This is a genomic window from Janibacter sp. LM (assembly GCF_039631275.1).
Taxonomy (GTDB): Bacteria; Actinomycetota; Actinomycetes; order Actinomycetales; family Dermatophilaceae; genus Janibacter; species Janibacter terrae.
In genome coordinates this window covers 1-15,227 of sequence record NZ_JBDIVG010000001.1, presented here as the reverse complement: position 1 = coordinate 15,227, position 15,227 = coordinate 1, and the positions used below count along the sequence as shown (strand labels likewise).

General features: G+C 72.3%; 13 protein-coding genes and 1 tRNA gene. 2 read left to right on the top strand and 12 right to left on the bottom strand.

Annotated elements, in window-relative coordinates; all coding sequences use genetic code 11:
* Positions 1–15 precede the first annotated feature (15 nt).
* Entirely contained in the window at positions 16–234 is a 219-nt protein-coding gene (rpmE, locus tag ABC138_RS00070) for a 50S ribosomal protein L31 (RefSeq protein WP_068325290.1), read from the bottom strand.
* Between the two features lie 198 nt (positions 235–432).
* Here rpmE and ABC138_RS00065 point away from each other — a divergent pair, with 198 nt between their 5' ends.
* On the top strand, positions 433–999 hold the full coding sequence (locus tag ABC138_RS00065) for a GNAT family N-acetyltransferase (protein WP_082817056.1): 567 nt from the start codon (positions 433–435) through the stop codon (positions 997–999).
* A 25-nt stretch (positions 1,000–1,024) separates the two neighbouring features.
* On the opposite strand, the gene ABC138_RS00060 is transcribed toward ABC138_RS00065, so the two are convergent.
* From ABC138_RS00060 to argS, 11 genes are all read right to left on the bottom strand, one after another.
* Positions 1,025–2,983, bottom strand: coding sequence for an ATP-binding protein (locus ABC138_RS00060; protein ID WP_345912387.1), 1,959 nt, complete (start codon positions 2,981–2,983; stop codon positions 1,025–1,027).
* On the bottom strand, positions 2,980–4,440 hold the full coding sequence (locus ABC138_RS00055) for a glycosyltransferase family 2 protein (protein WP_068422608.1): 1,461 nt from the start codon (positions 4,438–4,440) through the stop codon (positions 2,980–2,982). Before ABC138_RS00055 ends, ABC138_RS00060 begins: the two co-directional genes overlap by 4 nt.
* Complete coding sequence (locus ABC138_RS00050) at positions 4,440–5,540, bottom strand: HEAT repeat domain-containing protein (protein ID WP_068422609.1); 1,101 nt, start codon at positions 5,538–5,540, stop codon at positions 4,440–4,442. The genes ABC138_RS00055 and ABC138_RS00050 overlap by 1 nt, the downstream gene beginning before the upstream one ends.
* A 4-nt stretch (positions 5,541–5,544) precedes the next feature.
* Entirely contained in the window at positions 5,545–5,919 is a 375-nt protein-coding gene (locus ABC138_RS00045) for a response regulator (protein WP_068422611.1), read from the bottom strand.
* A gap of 78 nt (positions 5,920–5,997) precedes the next feature.
* Positions 5,998–6,141, bottom strand: coding sequence for a hypothetical protein (locus tag ABC138_RS00040; RefSeq protein WP_170307493.1), 144 nt, complete (start codon positions 6,139–6,141; stop codon positions 5,998–6,000).
* A 94-nt stretch (positions 6,142–6,235) separates the two neighbouring features.
* Entirely contained in the window at positions 6,236–8,161 is a 1,926-nt protein-coding gene (rho, locus tag ABC138_RS00035; RefSeq protein WP_345912583.1) for a transcription termination factor Rho, read from the bottom strand.
* Positions 8,162–8,471: 310 nt separating this feature from the next.
* Complete coding sequence (gene thrB / locus ABC138_RS00030; RefSeq protein WP_345912386.1) at positions 8,472–9,401, bottom strand: homoserine kinase; 930 nt, start codon at positions 9,399–9,401, stop codon at positions 8,472–8,474.
* A 2-nt stretch (positions 9,402–9,403) separates the two neighbouring features.
* Positions 9,404–10,507, bottom strand: a complete 1,104-nt coding sequence (gene thrC, locus ABC138_RS00025; protein WP_068422621.1) for a threonine synthase — start codon at positions 10,505–10,507, stop codon at positions 9,404–9,406.
* A gap of 3 nt (positions 10,508–10,510) precedes the next feature.
* Complete coding sequence (locus ABC138_RS00020) at positions 10,511–11,827, bottom strand: homoserine dehydrogenase (RefSeq protein ID WP_345912385.1); 1,317 nt, start codon at positions 11,825–11,827, stop codon at positions 10,511–10,513.
* Positions 11,824–13,287, bottom strand: a complete 1,464-nt coding sequence (gene lysA, locus ABC138_RS00015) for a diaminopimelate decarboxylase (protein ID WP_345912582.1) — start codon at positions 13,285–13,287, stop codon at positions 11,824–11,826. The genes ABC138_RS00020 and lysA overlap by 4 nt, the downstream gene beginning before the upstream one ends.
* 19 nt (positions 13,288–13,306) lie before the next feature.
* Complete coding sequence (gene argS / locus ABC138_RS00010; RefSeq protein ID WP_345912384.1) at positions 13,307–14,950, bottom strand: arginine--tRNA ligase; 1,644 nt, start codon at positions 14,948–14,950, stop codon at positions 13,307–13,309.
* A gap of 95 nt (positions 14,951–15,045) precedes the next feature.
* Here argS and ABC138_RS00005 point away from each other — a divergent pair.
* Positions 15,046–15,118 (top strand) — tRNA-Arg (locus tag ABC138_RS00005).
* Positions 15,119–15,227 lie beyond the last annotated feature (109 nt).

The window sequence follows — 15,227 nt, the reverse complement described above, 5'->3', positions numbered from 1 at the left end:
GGCGCATCGTGCGGGTCAGTTGGCCGGAGCCTTCTGGCCGTAGCGCTTCTGGAAGCGGGCCACGCGACCACCGGTGTCCATGATCTTCTGCTTGCCCGTGTAGAACGGGTGGCACTGGCTGCAGACCTCGGCACGGATCTGGCCGTCGCCCTTGGTGCTGCGGGTGGTGAAGGTGTTGCCGCAGGTGCACGAGACGGTCGTCATCTCGTAGGTGGGGTGGATGTCCTTCTTCACGTGGTGCTCCTCGGGTCGATGTCATCCGGGTCGACGCTGCGCCCCTGCTCGGGGCCGAACAGCTGCGGGCTCTGTGCCGCGTGCCGTGAACCGGACCAACCATGAATTGTGCCGCAGTGGTGGCACGGTGGTCAAAACACGGGGGTGGGCGCGGATGTTCCCGCTGGCCGCCCGTCGCCTCGCTGGCAGGATGGGCCCATGGCTCCACCCCGCCCCCGCCTGCCCCGTCGCCCCGCACGCGATCGACGAAGGGGGTCCACCCCCGGCCCCGTCGAGGGCTCGGTGATCCGCCCGGCGGTCGTCGGGGACATCGCGACGATCGTGGCGCTGCGGGCCCTGATGTTCGAGGCCATGGGCACCTCCACCGAGGAGGTGTCCGACATCCGGTGGCAGCAGGACTCCTCCCGCTGGCTACAGCGTCGCCTCGCCGACGGGAGCACCCACGTCGTCGTCGCCGAGGCCAACGGCACGGTCGTCTCGTGCGCCATCGGCCAGGTCCTCGACCTCATGCCCTCCCCGACCCGCGCCGGCGCAGGGGGCCTGGTCACCAACATCGCGACCTTCCCCCGCCACCGTCGGCTGGGCTTCACCCACGCCGTCCTCGGGGCGCTGCTCGAGTGGTTCGAGGAGGAGACCGACGTCGAGGTCATCACGCTCAACGCCACCGAGGCGGGGCGGGACATCTACGAGAACTTCGGCTTCGAGCCCTCGCCCTTCCCCGAGATGCGTCGACGGGTCGAGCGGCCGGCCGCGAGCGAGGACTGAGCGCCGCTCCCCTTCGCCCGCCGCGTCAGACGACGGGCAGGACCAGGGTCACGGTGGTGCCCTCGCCGACGACGCTCGCGAGCTCGACGCGCCCTTGGTGGGACTCGGCGATCGTCTTGACGATGACGAGCCCCAGACCCGTGCCCGGGACCTCGCCCGCCTGCGCGTTGCTCGCCCGGTAGAACCGCGTGAAGAGGCGCGCCTGGTCCTCCTCCGGGATGCCCATGCCGGTGTCGGCGACCCGGACCCGCACCTCGTCGCCCGCCCGGCTCGTCGTCAGGCGCACGTGGCCACCGGCCGGGGTGAACTTCAGGGCATTGCTCACGAGGTTGCCGATGGCGCGCTCCAGCTGGGTCTGGTCCGCGTGCACGAGGGTCCCATCCCCCCGCTCGAGGACGAGCTCCACCTGCGCCGAGCAGGCCACCGGGGCGAGCTCCTCGACGACCCGCGTGGCACTGTCGGACACATCGTGGACGCAGCGCTCGGTGTTGGCCTGACCGCTGTCGAGGCGGTTGAGCAGGAGGAGGTCGTCGATGAGGCTGCGCAGTCGCTGCACGTTGCGGGAGACGACGACGAGCGCCCGGGTCTGGGGCTCGGTGAGCGGACCGTAGTCCCCGTCCTCGAGCAGCTCGAGGTAGCCGGCGATCGAGGTGAGCGGTGTGCGCAGCTCGTGGCTCGTCGTGGCCATGAAGACCGACTTCTGCTCGTCGAGGTCCTCGAGCGAGGCGACGTACCGCTGCTCCACGAGGGTGTGCGCGGCGTACTCGGCCACGCGCTCCATGGCGCTGATCTCCGACTCGTCCCAGGCGTGGGGCTCCGAGCTGGCGACCGACAGCACCCCGACGGCGTCGTCCTGGAAGCACATGGGGTGCAGCACCCAGCTCTGCAGCGATCGCTGTTCCGCGATCATCCGGAGGGCCGCCGGGAAGGTGTCCTCGATCTCGCTCGCACTGCTCGCCCGCAGGATCGGCAGGTCCGCCAGCATGCGCCCCAGCCCGGGGATGTCCAGCCGGTGCATCCCCTCGGGGAAGACCCCTCCGGAGCTGTTCCAGCTGCCCATGAGGGCGGCGACGTCCTCGCCCTCCAGCCGGTAGACCGACGTCCCGTCGGCGTCGAGACCGAGGCCGAGGCGCTCGCACGCCAGGTCCCATCCCCCGTCACGTTCCGCGAGGAGGGTCGGCAGGCTGCCGGTGATGCGGTGGAGCTCGAGGCGCCGCTCGCGCTCCCGCTGCATGGACAGGTTGGACTCGGCGAGGGCGTTGAACGCGCTGGCCAGCGCGATCACCTCGTCGGCGCCCTCGGAGACATCGGCGCGCTCGAGCGCCGCGCCCCCTCCCTGCCGCGAGACCACCTGCTGCAGCGCCCGCAGCGGACGCGCCAGACGGTTCAGGGCGCGTCGAGCCTGGGAGACGGTGACGAAGATCGCGACGAGGCTGGCCAGCCCCATGAGCGCGATGGCGCCGTTCATGAAGAGGTTGTAGCGGTCGCGCCGCTCCTGCCGGACGTCGGCGATCTCCGTGGCGAGGGCATCGTGCTCGCGCTCGACGGTGGCGAAGGCGGGGGCGCTGCGGGCCAGCGAGGCCTCGCTCCGGGTGGCCAGCTGCTCGTCGGCGAGCCGGAACCACTCGTCCGCGGCGGCGAGGAAGGCGTCGGTCCGACGAGCGTCCATGTGGGCGTCGTCGACCTGCCGCTGGAAGACCTGGCTGTCGGTGCGGAACCGCGAGCGGGCGGTGAGGTACTCGTCGCGGAAGACGGACTCCTCCGTGAGCAGGTAGGCGCGGTAGCTGCCCTGGGCGCCGGCGATCGTGATGCGCAAGCGCCCGCTCTGGTCGTTGAGCGGGCTCATCGTGCGGGTCGTCTCGCGGACCTCCTCGCGGATGGTGAAGATCGAGACGATCGACATCACAGACATCAGCACGATGACCACTGACAGGACGATGACGAGGCGCTCGAGGACGCGGGCGACGGTGTTGCTCGGGCTCATGCCGACGGCTCCTCGTCGCTCGCGCCGAAGCCGGTGCGGGTCATCGTGCCCCACTCCTGCTTGCGGCCCGCGAGGCTCTGCGCCCAGCCCTCGAGGCGCCACACCGCGGTCGCCTGCCGGTACCCGATGTTCTCCACCACCGCGGAGGCCAGCGTGCTGAGCAGGTCGCGCCAGCGCGGGTACTTGTGGAAGCTCAGCTCCTCCACGGTCATCGCCGCGAGCGTCACGAGGATCGCGTAGCCGTACGCGACGGCCATGAAGAGCAGGAAGTACCCGACGTCGACGACCCCGAGCAGGGTGCCGACGACCAGGAGGACGAGGCCCAGGAGCTCGAGCAGCGGGGCGAGCAGCTCGAAGAGCCAGTAGTACGGAATGGCGATCATGCCGACGCGTCCGTGCCGCGGGTTGAGCAGCATCGACCGGTAGGCCCAGAGGGTCTCCCACAGGCCGCGGTGCCAGCGGCGGCGCTGCTTGCGCAGCACGCGGGTCGTCTCGGGGACCTCGGTCCAGCAGATCGGCTCGGAGACGAACTGCACGCGGTAGTCGCGTCGCTGCTGCCGCATGTGCCGGTGCACCCGCAGCACGAGCTCGAAGTCCTCACCGATGCTCGACGGGTCCAGGCCACCGACATCGACGAGCACGTCGCGGCGGAAGATGCCGAAGGCGCCGCTGATGAGGATGAGCGACTTCAGGCGGGACCAGCCAGCCCGGCCCAGGTGGAAGGCGCGCAGGTACTCGACGACCTGGATGCGGGCGAGCCAGTTGCGCGGCATCCGCACCTCGGTGACGCGTCCGCCGCGCACGACGCAGCCGTTGGCGGCGCGGATCACGCCACCGCCGGCGACGACGCGCACGGGATCCTCGGCGAAGGGACGCACGATGGCGAGCAGGGCGTCCGGGTCGAGCACGGAGTCGGAGTCGACGAAGACGACGAGGTCCTGGGTGGCGAAGTTGACCCCGACGTTGAGCGAGTCCGAGCGACCCGAGTTGGCCTTGCGGATCACGGTGAGGCGGGTGCGGCCGTTGCGCGGCACGTGCACCGAGGTGGCGACCTCGCGCACCGGCAGGTCGGCGGGCATCCGCCGCGGCACCTCGACGAGGTCGAAGGCCTCGCGCAGGACCTCGAAGCCACCGTCGCTGCTGCCGTCGTCGACGACGACGACCTCGTGCCGCGGGTAGTGCAGCGCGAGCATCGCCTGGGTCGCGACCTTGATCCCGGCCTCCTCGTTGAACATCGAGGTGACGACGCTGACGCCGGGGACCAGGCCGGAGCCGAGCAGCTCCTCCCGCCCGGCGAAGGGCAGCTGGCGGGTCGAGCGGCGGAACTCCAGCGCAGCCGCGATGACGAGGACGAGGTAGGAGGTGTTGATGATGAGGAAGTAGACGAGCACCGGGAGAGCGATCGTCGCGAAGATCGCCTCGACGAGCGGCCTCGCCGGCTCGAGGACGTCGTCCATCAGACCCTCCCGGACGAGAGCCGGAGGGAGCGCATCGCCAGCCCGTACTCGGCCGCCGCGGCCGCAGGCCCCGCGCCAGTGGCGTGCTCGCGGACCCGGTCGAGCCCGGGCTCGCCCAGCCCGACGAGGACGTCCGCGGCGAGCTCGCCCATGCGCGGGTCGTGGTCCCCGAGCAGGTCGGACAGGACCGTGATGGCCCGTCGGTCCCCGAGCTCGCCGAGCGCCCGGACGGCGGCGAGGCGCACGGACCGAGGGTGCTCGTCGCGGGTCATGAGGGTGAGCCGGTCGACGTCGGCCGGGTTGCCGAGCGCGCCCAGCGCCGTGGCGACCGCTGCGAGGACCGTGGGGTCGGCCTCACCGGCGTCGGCGACGGCACGCAGCCGGGCACGCTGCGAGAGGTGCTGGGCCCGGCCGATGGTGATGGCCGCGACCGTGCGCGTGGAGGCGTCCGCGCTGTCGAGCGCGCGGCCGACGACCTCGGCGGTCTCGGGACCCATGGTGGCGAGCGCCTCGACGACGACCCACACCGGCAGCTCCCCGCGACCGCGTCGACCGGGGGCGACCGCGGCGAGGAGGTCCTCGGCGGAGCTGCCCTCGGAGAGCATCCCGAGGGACCGGGCAGCCGTGACGGCGACCCCGCGGTCCCGGTCCTGCAGACGGGGGGCGACGTCGGCGACGGCCTCGCGCACGCCCATCACGCCGAGCACCCAGACGGAGCGGGCCCGTCGGGCGCCCGAGAGGGAGTCGACGCCGGCGCGGGCCCGGCGCACGAGCCCGTGGGCGCCGAGGATCTCGACGATCCGCTGGGCCGGGGCCCCCCGGACCTTGCTGAGGTACCCGAGGAGCACGGGGACGACCAGGTCGACGGTGGGTCCGCGCACGGTCCGCAGGCGCTCGGCGGCCCGGCCGTCGTCGTCCTCGCCCGAGACGAGCGCGAGCACGTCCTGGCGAAGGGGGTGCACCCGGCGGGCGATGGACCGCTGCCGACCGTGGCGGGTGAGGCGCGCGAGGGCGATGGTCGTGGCCAGGGCGACGGAGGTCGCGAGCAGGATCCACAGGCTCAGGCGCAGGATCCAGGGTTGGACGACGACCTCGCCCATGTGGTCAGCCGCGTCCCAGCAGGGTGGTGACGCGGTGGACGAGCTCCCGGGGGCTGAAGGGCTTGGTGAGGTAGTCGTCGGCGCCGGTGCTGAAGCCGGCGTCCACGTCGACATCGCGGGAGCGGGCGGTGAGCAGGATGACCCGCGTGCCGCTCAACGCCTCGTCGGCGCGGATGCTGCGCAGGACGTCGAGCCCGGACTGCCCGGGCATCATCACGTCGAGCACGGCGAGGGCCGGCCGGTGCTCGGTGATCAGACGCAGCGCCTCGTCGCCGTCGGAGGCCGGCACGACGGTGAACCCGGCCGCGTCGAGCTTGAAGGCCACCAGGTCCCGGATGTCGGCGTCGTCGTCCGCGATGACGACGGTCCCCTGCGACATGCTGTCCTCCTGGTGGAGCCGATGGTGCTGTCGCGCAAGCCTATGGGGCGAGCGCGCCCCCCACAGCACGAGGGTGTGTCAGCGGCCGTCCCGCCCGGCACGACGGCGCACCCAGCGGGTCGCGATCCGTCGCAGGATCCACACGACGAGGCCGAGGACGACCGGTCCCACGGTGAGCCACAGGGCCGCACGCAGCACGGGGTCGGAGAGGTCGAGAGGCATGGTGGTCGTCATCCTAGGGGCTCTGCGCGGTGGCGGCACGACTCGGCCGGCGCCCCTCAGGGACGCCGGCCGGATCGACGAATCGCGTTGACCGTCAGGCGGTCTCGTCCTCGTCGCCGAGCTTGATGGAGCTGGTCGCCGCGACCTGGGAGAGGAACTCGTAGTTCGTCTTGGTCTTGCGCAGCCGGTCCAGGAGCAGCTCGACACCCTGCTGGGTGTCGAGGGCCGCGAGGACCCGACGCAGCTTCCACATGATCCGCAGCTCCTCGGGCGCGAGGAGGATCTCCTCACGCCGGGTGCCGGAGCCGTTGACGTCGACGGCCGGGAAGATGCGCCGGTTCGCCAGGCCACGGTCGAGCTTGAGCTCCATGTTGCCCGTGCCCTTGAACTCCTCGAAGATCACCTCGTCCATGCGCGAGCCGGTCTCGACGAGCGCGGTCGCCAGGATCGTCAGCGAACCGCCGTTCTCGATGTTGCGGGCGGCACCGAAGAACTTCTTCGGCGGGTAGAGCGCCGCGGAGTCGACACCACCGGACATGATGCGCCCGCTCGCCGGCGCGGCGAGGTTGTAGGCGCGACCCAGCTTGGTGATCGAGTCGAGGAGCACGACGACGTCGTGGCCCATCTCGACGAGGCGCTTGGCGCGCTCGATCGCGAGCTCGGCGACCGTCGTGTGGTCGTCGGCCGGCCGGTCGAAGGTGGAGGCGATGACCTCACCCTTGACCGCGCGCTGCATGTCGGTGACCTCCTCGGGACGCTCGTCCACGAGGACGACCATGAGGTGGCACTCCGGGTTGTTGGTCGTGATGGCGTTGGCGAGCGACTGCATGACCATCGTCTTGCCGGCCTTGGCCGGGGCGACGATGAGGCCGCGCTGGCCCTTGCCGATGGGGGCGACGAGGTCGATCATCCGGGTGGTGAGGATGTTGGACTCGGTCTCCAGGCGCAGCCGCTCCTGTGGGTACAGCGGCGTGAGCTTGCCGAACTCCACCCGACGCTTCGCGTCCTCGGGCGTCATCCCGTTGATCGTCTCGAGCTTGGCCAGCGGGTTGTACTTCCCGCGGTTGCCCTTGGTGCCGACGGTCGGCTGCTGCAGCTCCTCGCCCTCGCGGGTCGCCTTGACCTGACCGGTGACGGCGTCCCCCTTGCGCAGGCCGTTGCGCTTGACCATGCCGAGCGGTACGTAGACGTCGCCCGGGCCGGGCAGGTACCCCGAGGTGCGCACGAAGGCGTAGTTGTCGAGGACGTCGAGGATGCCCGCGACGGGGACGAGCACGTCGTCCTCGGAGATCTGCGGCTCGGTCTCGTCGAACTGCTGGCCGCCGCCGCGACGCTTGTCCCGGTTGCGGTTGCGGTTGCGGTTGCGGCTGCGACGGCCGCCGCGCTCGTCGTCGCCACCCTGGTCGTGGCGACCCTGCTGGTTGCGGTCGTCCTGGTTGCGGTCGCCCTGGTTGCGGTCGCGGTTGCCGCCCTGGTCGTTGCCGCCCTGCTGGCGGTCGTTGCCGCCCTGGTTGCGGTCGCGGTTGCCGCCCTGCTGACGGTCGCGGTTGCCACCCTGCTGGCGGTCGTTGCCGCCCTGGTTGCGGTCGCGGTTGCCACCCTGCTGGCGGTCGGTGCGCTCGCCCTGCTGGCGGTCGTTACCACCGCGGTCGCGGTCGGCGGAGCGCTCGCGGCCGCGGTCGGCCTGCTCGCGCTCGCCCTCCTGCTGCCCGGAGTCGGTCTGCCGGGCGCTCGGGGCCTCGGCAGGCGCCGTGGTGGCCGGGGCCTCGACGGCGGGCGCCTGGGCGGCCGACGCCTGGGTCGCCGGGGCCGTGTCGACGGGCACCTCAGCGGCACGCGTCGTCTCGGCGGGAGCCTTGTCAGCGCGCGGGGCGTCGCCGGCCGGGGCGGACGTGCGCGCCGGGGCGGACGAGCCGGACTGCCGCTCGCGGATGGCCGCGAGCAGGTCGCTCTTGCGCATCTTGGCGGTGCCGGTGATCCCCATGCTCGAGGCGAGCTGCTGGAGCTGGGCGAGGCGCATCGCGCTGAGAGCGCCGGAGCGGCGGGGCTGCTCAGCGGTCTCGGCGCTGGCGCCGGTGGTGGTGTCGGTCACGAAGGACCCTTTCCCTCGTAGGGCCAGCCGCACAGGGCGGGCCTGATGAGTCCCGTCAAGAGCGGGATGTGTGGTGAGATCCCCACGGCTGCGTGCCGGGCCCGGAGGCCGAGGGCACTCACGTGGGGGGAGCTCCGGGCCCTCATGTGCGACTCGACTGGTTCGTCGATGCACCGGACCTCGAAGGAGCATGGCCAATGTATCACTGCACCTGCCTGTAGCCGCATCGCGCGGCGCGTCAGACGAGGTGGACGCCCTCGGTGGGGACGCCGGGCGTGAGGACCTGCCAGCCGGCGGGGACGAGCGGGGCCACCCCGTCGACCCGCTCGTGGGTGGTGAGGACGAGGACGGAGGGGCCGGCGCCGGAGATCGTCGCGGCGTACCCGGCGCCGCGCAGCGCGTCGACGAGCGCCATGCTCGTCGGGTAGCTCGGGCGCCGCGCCTCCTGGTGGAGCAGGTCGGTCGTCGCCTCGACGAGCAGTTCGGGTGCGGCGGTGAGCGCGTGCACGAGCAGGCCCGTGCGCGCCGAGTTCGCCGCGGCGGTGCCGAGCGGCACGACCTCGGGCAGGACCGAGCGGGCCGTGTGCGTGCTGAGCGTCGCGTCCGGCACGAGCACGACGGGGACGATGTCCTCGTGCAGGCGAAGGGGGACGGTCCGGGTCCGCGGCATCGGCGAGCCCGCGGTGGTCACGGAGAGGGTCGCACCGCCGTAGACGCTGGCGGAGCTGTTGTCCGGGTGGCCCTCGAGCGCGGCGGCGATGGTGTTGACGACCTCGAGGTCGATCTCCTCCCCCGCGAGGGCGCCCCCGCGGACCGCGAGCGCGTGCGCCGCGGCGACGCCGGTGACGATCGCGGTCGCCGACGAGCCGAGCCCGCGACCGTGCGGCACGGTGTTGGTCGCGCTCAGCCGCAGCCCGGTCGGGACCGGCACGTCGAGGTGCTGCCACGCGGTGATGAGCGTGCGCACGACGAGGTGGCTCTCGTCGCGTGGGACCGACTCGGACCCCGACCCGGCGACCTCGACGACGAGCCCGGGCTCCTGCGTGACGGTGACGGTGCACTCGTCCCAGACGCCGAGCGCCATGCCGACGCAGTCGAAGCCGGGTCCGAGGTTGGCGCTGGACGCGGGCACCCTGAGGGTGACCGCGGTCCCCGGAGCGATCGTCACCCTCAGCCCTGCAGACCGAGCTCGCTGGCGATCGCGTAGGCCTCCGCCGGCACGCTGACCGGGGCGATGTCGCTGCCGTCGGCGTTCTTCAGCGCCCACTGCGGGTCCTTCAGGCCGTGACCGGTCACCGTGCAGACGATCGTCGCGTCGGCCGGGACGAGGCCGGCGGCCGAGGCCTTGAGCAGACCGGCGACGGACGCCGCGGAGGCCGGCTCGACGAAGATCCCCTCGCGGGAGGACAGGAGGCGGTGCGCCGCGAGGATCTCCTCATCGGTGACCGCCTCGATGCGGCCGCCGGAGTCGTCACGGGCCTCCACGGCCTGCTGCCACGACGCGGGGTTGCCGATGCGGATCGCGGTGGCGATCGTGTCGGGCTCGTCGACCGGGTGACCGAGGACGATCGGCGCGGAGCCGGCGGCCTGGAAGCCCCACATCTGCGGCAGGCGCGTCGCGACGGGCGCGAGCAGGCCGGACACCCCTTCGGTCTCGCTCGCGTACTCACGGTAGCCGCGCCAGTACGCGGTGATGTTGCCGGCGTTGCCGACCGGCAGGCAGTGGATGTCCGGGGCATCGCCCAGGGCGTCGACGATCTCGAAGGAGGCGGTCTTCTGCCCCTCGATCCGCGCCGGGTTGACCGAGTTGACCAGCTCGACCGGGTAGGCCTCGGCGAGCTTGCGGGCGACGTCGAGGCAGTGGTCGAAGTTGCCGTCGACCTGCAGCAGGGTCGCGCCGTGGGCGATGGCCTGCGAGAGCTTGCCCATCGCGATCTTGCCCTCGGGGACGAGGACGGCGCAGGTCATCCCGGCCTTGGTGGCGTAGGCCGCGGCCGAGGCAGAGGTGTTGCCGGTCGAGGCGCAGATGACCGCCTTGGCGCCCTTGCCCGCCGCCATCGTCATCGCGGCCGTCATCCCGCGGTCCTTGAAGGAGCCGGTCGGGTTCAGGCCCTCGTACTTGACGTGCACCTGCGCGCCGACGAGCTCGCTGAGGTGCTCGGCGGGGATGAGGGGGGTCCCCCCTTCGCGCAGGGTGATGACCGGGGCCCCGGCCAGCATGGGGAGCCGGTCTGCGTACTCGGTGATGACGCCGCGCCACTGGTGGGCTGCCATGGATCAGTTCCCTTCAACACGCATGACGGAGGTGACCTCGTTGACCGTGTCGAGCCCGGCGAGCTCGTCGACGGTCGCGGAGAGCGCGGCGTCGGTCGCCGCGTGCGTGACGATGATGAGCATCGCCCGCGATACGTCCTGGTCGTCGGTGACGACCTGCTGGCGGACGGTCTCGATGGACACGCCCTGGCGGGCGAAGACGGTGGCCACGGCGGCGAGCACGCCCGGCTTGTCGGCGACCTCGAGGCTCACGTGGTAGCGCGTGATCGCCTGGCCGATGGGCAGGACGGGCAGCTCCGCGTAGGCGCTCTCCCCCGGCCCGCGACCGCCGAGGACCCGCGTGCGGGCGACGGCGACGATGTCGCCGAGGACCGCGCTGGCGGTCGGGTCGCCACCGGCGCCCTGGCCGTAGAACATCAGGTCACCGGCACCCTCGGCCTCGACGAAGACGGCGTTGTACGCCTCGCGCACCGAGGCGAGCGGGTGCGAGAGCGGGATGAGCGCGGGGTGGACGCGGGCCGAGATGCCCGGTCCGTCCGGGCCGTCGACCCGCTCGCAGATCGCGAGCAGCTTGACGACGCAGCCCATCTCGCGCGCAGCGGCGATGTCGCGGGCGCTCACCTCGGTGATGCCCTCGCGGTGCACGTCTGCGCTGGAGACCCGTGTGTGGAAGGCGAGCGAGGACAGGATCGCGGCCTTGGCGGCCGCGTCGAAGCCCTCGACGTCGGCCGTGGGGTCGGCCTCGGCGTAGCCGAGCGCCTGGGCGCGCTCGACCGTCTCGGTGAACCCGGCGCCGCTGGTGTCCATCGCGTCGAGGACGAAGTTGGTCGTGCCGTTGACGATGCCGATGACGCGGCGGATGGAGTCGCCCGCGAGCGAGTCGCGGATCGGCCGCAGGATCGGGATCGCGCCGGCGACGGCCGCCTCGTAGTACAGGTCGACGCCGTGCTCGGCCGCCGCGGCGTAGAGCGTCGGGCCGTCCTCGGCGAGCAGGGCCTTGTTGGCCGTGACGACGGACGCGCCGTGCTCCATGGCCGACAGGATCAGGCTGCGGGCCGGCTCGATGCCGCCGATGACCTCGACGACGATGTCGGCGCGGGTCACCAGCTCCTCGGCGTCGGTCGTGAAGAGCGCCGGGTCGACGCCGAGCTCGGAGCGGTCGCGGCCGGGGCGGCGCACCGCGATGCCGACGAGCTCGAGCGGCCGGCCGACCCGGTGGGCCAGGTCGTCGGCCTGCAGCGCCAGCTGGCGGGCGACGGCGCCGCCGACGACGCCTCCACCGAGGAGAGCGACACGAAGGGGGGCGGGCGCGGTGGTCATCGGACCTCCTGGGACGGACTGGGCTCGTCGACGTCGAGGGCGAGCAGGTCATCGATCGTCTCGCGACGCACGATGACCCGCGCCTGCCCCTCGCGCACGGCGAGGACCGGTGGACGCGGGGTGTGGTTGTACTGGTTGGACAGGCTGCGGCAGTACGCGCCGGTGCCGGGCACGGCGATGAGGTCGCCGGGGACGATGTCGGCCGGGAGGTACTCGTCCATGACCACGATGTCGCCGCTCTCGCAGTGCCGGCCGACGACGCGCACGAGCCGCGGCGGCGCGCTCGAGGAGCGTCCGGCAAGCGTGCACGAGTAGTCGGCGCCGTAGAGGGCCGTGCGCACGTTGTCGCTCATGCCGCCGTCGACGCTCACGTAGGAGCGCACGGCGCCGTGGCCGAGCTCGACGTCCTTGACGGTGCCGACCTCGTAGAGCGTGAAGGCGCTCGGGCCGGCGATCGCGCGGCCGGGCTCGATGGAGATGCGGGGCAGCGCCGCGTCGGGGTGGCCGTCGCGGAACTCCTTGAGCTCGCGGTCGACGAGCTCGGCCATCTGGGTGCCGAGCTGCCCGGGCGTGAGCGGCTCGTGCTCGGAGGTGTAGGCGATGCCGTAGCCGCCGCCGAGGTCCATCTCCGGCATCGCGATGCCGTGCTCGTCGGCGACCTCGGTGTGCAGGGCGATGAGGCGGCGGGCGGCGATCTCGAAGCCGGAGACGTCGAAGATCTGGCTGCCGATGTGGCTGTGCAGGCCGAGGAGGCGCAGGTGCTCCCCCTTCGCCACGATCGCGTCGATCGCGGCCCGGGCCTGGCCGCCGGCGAGGGAGAAGCCGAACTTCTGGTCCTCGTGGGCGGTGGCGATGAACTCGTGGGTGTGCGCCTCGACGCCGACGGTGACGCGCACCATGACCGGCGCGACGACACCGAGCTCGGCGGCGAGCGCCGCGACCCGGTCGATCTCCTCGAAGGAGTCGACGACGATCCGACCGACACCGTACTCGAGCGCGCGGCGCAGCTCGGCGACGCTCTTGTTGTTGCCGTGCAGCGCGATCCGCTCGGGCGGGAAGCCGACGCGCTGCGCCACGGCGAGCTCGCCGCCGCTGCAGGTGTCGAGGTTCAGGCCCTCGTCCATGACCCAGCGGGCGACCGCGGAGCACAGGAAGGCCTTGCCGGCGTAGTAGACGTCCGCGCCGGCCACGGCCTCGAAGGGGGCGGTGAAGTCGTCGCGGAAGGCCCGGGCCCGCGCCCGGAAGTCGTCCTCGTCGACGACGTACGCCGCGGTGCCGAAGTCCCGGGCGAGGTCGGTCACGGGCACGCCCGCGACGGTGAGCACACCGCTGCCGTCGCGCCCGATGTTGACCGGCCACAGCTGCGGGAGCAGCTCCATGACGTCCTGCGGGAAGGGCAGCCACTGCGGTGCCGCGCCGTAGCCCTCGGCATGGAGGATGCCGGCCTCGTGGGCCCTCATGTTGGTCGCCATGCCGACCTCACATCCGCTCGGGCGCGGAGACGCCGAGCAGGTCGAGGCCGTTGGCGAGCACCTGGCGGGTCGCGTCGTTGAGCCACAGGCGGGTGCGGTGGGTGTCCGTGATCTCCTCGTCCGAGCGCGGGCGCACGCGGCAGGTGTCGTACCACTTGTGGAAGTGGCCGGCGAGGTCCTCGAGGTAGCGCGCGACCCGGTGCGGCTCGCGCAGCTCGGCGGCGTGCGCGACGACCCGCGGGAAGTCGCCGAGCGCCGCGAGCAGCGTCGCCTCGGTCGGGTCGGACAGCAGGCTCGGGTCGAAGCCGGCCAGGCGGTCGACGCCGTCCTCGGCCGCGAGGCGGGCGACGTTGGAGGTGCGGGCGTGGGCGTACTGCACGTAGAAGACCGGGTTGTCGTTGGTCTGCTTGCGCAGCTCCTCGCCGTCCAGGCTGAGCGGCGAGTCCGCGGGGTACCGGGCGAGCGAGTAGCGCACCGCGTCGGTGCCGATCCAGGAGACGAGGTCGCGCAGCTCGATGATGTTGCCGGCGCGCTTGGACAGCTTGGCCCCACCCAGGTTGACCAGCTGGCCGATGCGGATCTCGATGTTGGTCGCCGGGTCGTCGCCGGCGCAGGCGGCGATCGCCTTGAGCCGGCTGACGTAGCCGTGGTGGTCGGCGCCGAGCAGGTAGATCTTCTCGGGGAACCCGCGGTCCTTCTTGCTCAGGTAGTACGCGGCGTCGGCGGCGAAGTAGGTCGGCACCCCGTCGGCCCGGATGAGCACGCGGTCCTTGTCGTCGCCGAAGTCGGTCGTGCGCAGCCACACGGCGCCGTCCCGGTCGTCGACGTGCCCCTGCTCGCGCAGCCGCGCGATCGCGGACTCGACCGCTCCCCCTTCGTGCAGAGTCTGCTCGGAGAACCAGACGTCGAAGTGCACGCCGAAGTCCTCGAGGGTCGAGCGGATGTCGGCGAGCTGGGCCTCGTAGCCGAGCCGGCGGGCGGTGGCCAGCTGCTCGTCGGCGGGCAGCTGCAGCAGGTCGGGACGAGCACGAAGGGCGGTCGCCGCCAGGTCGTCGACGTAGGGACCCGGGTACCCGCCCTCGGGGGTGGGCTCCCCCTTCGCCCGAGCGACGATCGAGGCGCCGAAGTTGTCCATCTGCGCGCCCGCGTCGTTGATGTAGTACTCGGCGGTGACGTCGGCCCCGGAGGCCGCGAGGAGCCGGCGCATCGCGTCACCGAGCGCGGCCCAGCGGGTGTGGCCGATGTGCAGCGGGCCGGTGGGGTTGGCGGAGATGAACTCGATGTTGATCGTGTGCCCGGCCATGGCCTCGTTGTGCCCGTAGACCGCGCCGGCCTCAACGATGCTGCGGGCGAGCTCCCCCGCGGACGCCGCGTCGAGGGTGATGTTGATGAACCCCGGCCCGGCGATCTCGAGGTCGGCGATGCCGGGGTGGGCGCGCAGCCGCTCGGCGAGGACCGCAGCGACGTCGCGGGGCTTCATGCCGGCGGGCTTGGCCAGCTGCATGGACAGGTTGCTCGTCCAGTCGCCGTGGCCCTTCTGCTTGGGTCGCTCCACGCGGATCTCGGCGGGCACCTCGACGCTCAGCTCGCCGGTCTCGACGGCGGCGGTCAGGGCGGCACGGATCGCTGCGGAAAGCTCTTCGGGGGTCACGGTCGCCCAGTCTAGGTGCGCGGTGTCCGTGCCCGGTGCGCCGGTCGATTCTCGGGACGGGCCTGCCCGGTGCTAACCTCACCGGGCACAATCCCGCCTCCGTAGCTCAGGGGATAGAGCACTGGTTTCCGGTACCAGGGGCCGCAGGTTCGAATCCTGCCGGGGGCGCGTTCTTCCGAGGGGCCGCCAGCACCAGCTGGCGGCCCTTCGTCATGCCCGGGCGCGCCATGACTAAGCCTCGATCCACCGATGAGCTGCTGAGGAGGTCGCTGTCGGC

Bases quoted from the DNA above. Each gene is read 5' to 3' on its own strand.
- thrC (WP_068422621.1), bottom strand. From the start codon at position 10,507: ATGGCAGCCCACCAGTGGCGCGGCGTCATCACCGAGTACGCAGACCGG.
- lysA (WP_345912582.1), bottom strand. From the start codon at position 13,287: ATGAGGGCCCACGAGGCCGGCATCCTCCATGCCGAGGGCTACGGCGCG.
- ABC138_RS00065 (WP_082817056.1), top strand. From the start codon at position 433: ATGGCTCCACCCCGCCCCCGCCTGCCCCGTCGCCCCGCACGCGATCGA.
- rho (WP_345912583.1), bottom strand. From the start codon at position 8,161: ATGCGCCTCGCCCAGCTCCAGCAGCTCGCCTCGAGCATGGGGATCACC.
- ABC138_RS00045 (WP_068422611.1), bottom strand. From the start codon at position 5,919: ATGTCGCAGGGGACCGTCGTCATCGCGGACGACGACGCCGACATCCGG.
- ABC138_RS00040 (WP_170307493.1), bottom strand. From the start codon at position 6,141: ATGCCTCTCGACCTCTCCGACCCCGTGCTGCGTGCGGCCCTGTGGCTC.
- ABC138_RS00060 (WP_345912387.1), bottom strand. From the start codon at position 2,983: ATGAGCCCGAGCAACACCGTCGCCCGCGTCCTCGAGCGCCTCGTCATC.
- ABC138_RS00055 (WP_068422608.1), bottom strand. From the start codon at position 4,440: ATGGACGACGTCCTCGAGCCGGCGAGGCCGCTCGTCGAGGCGATCTTC.
- ABC138_RS00050 (WP_068422609.1), bottom strand. From the start codon at position 5,540: ATGGGCGAGGTCGTCGTCCAACCCTGGATCCTGCGCCTGAGCCTGTGG.
- ABC138_RS00020 (WP_345912385.1), bottom strand. From the start codon at position 11,827: ATGACCACCGCGCCCGCCCCCCTTCGTGTCGCTCTCCTCGGTGGAGGC.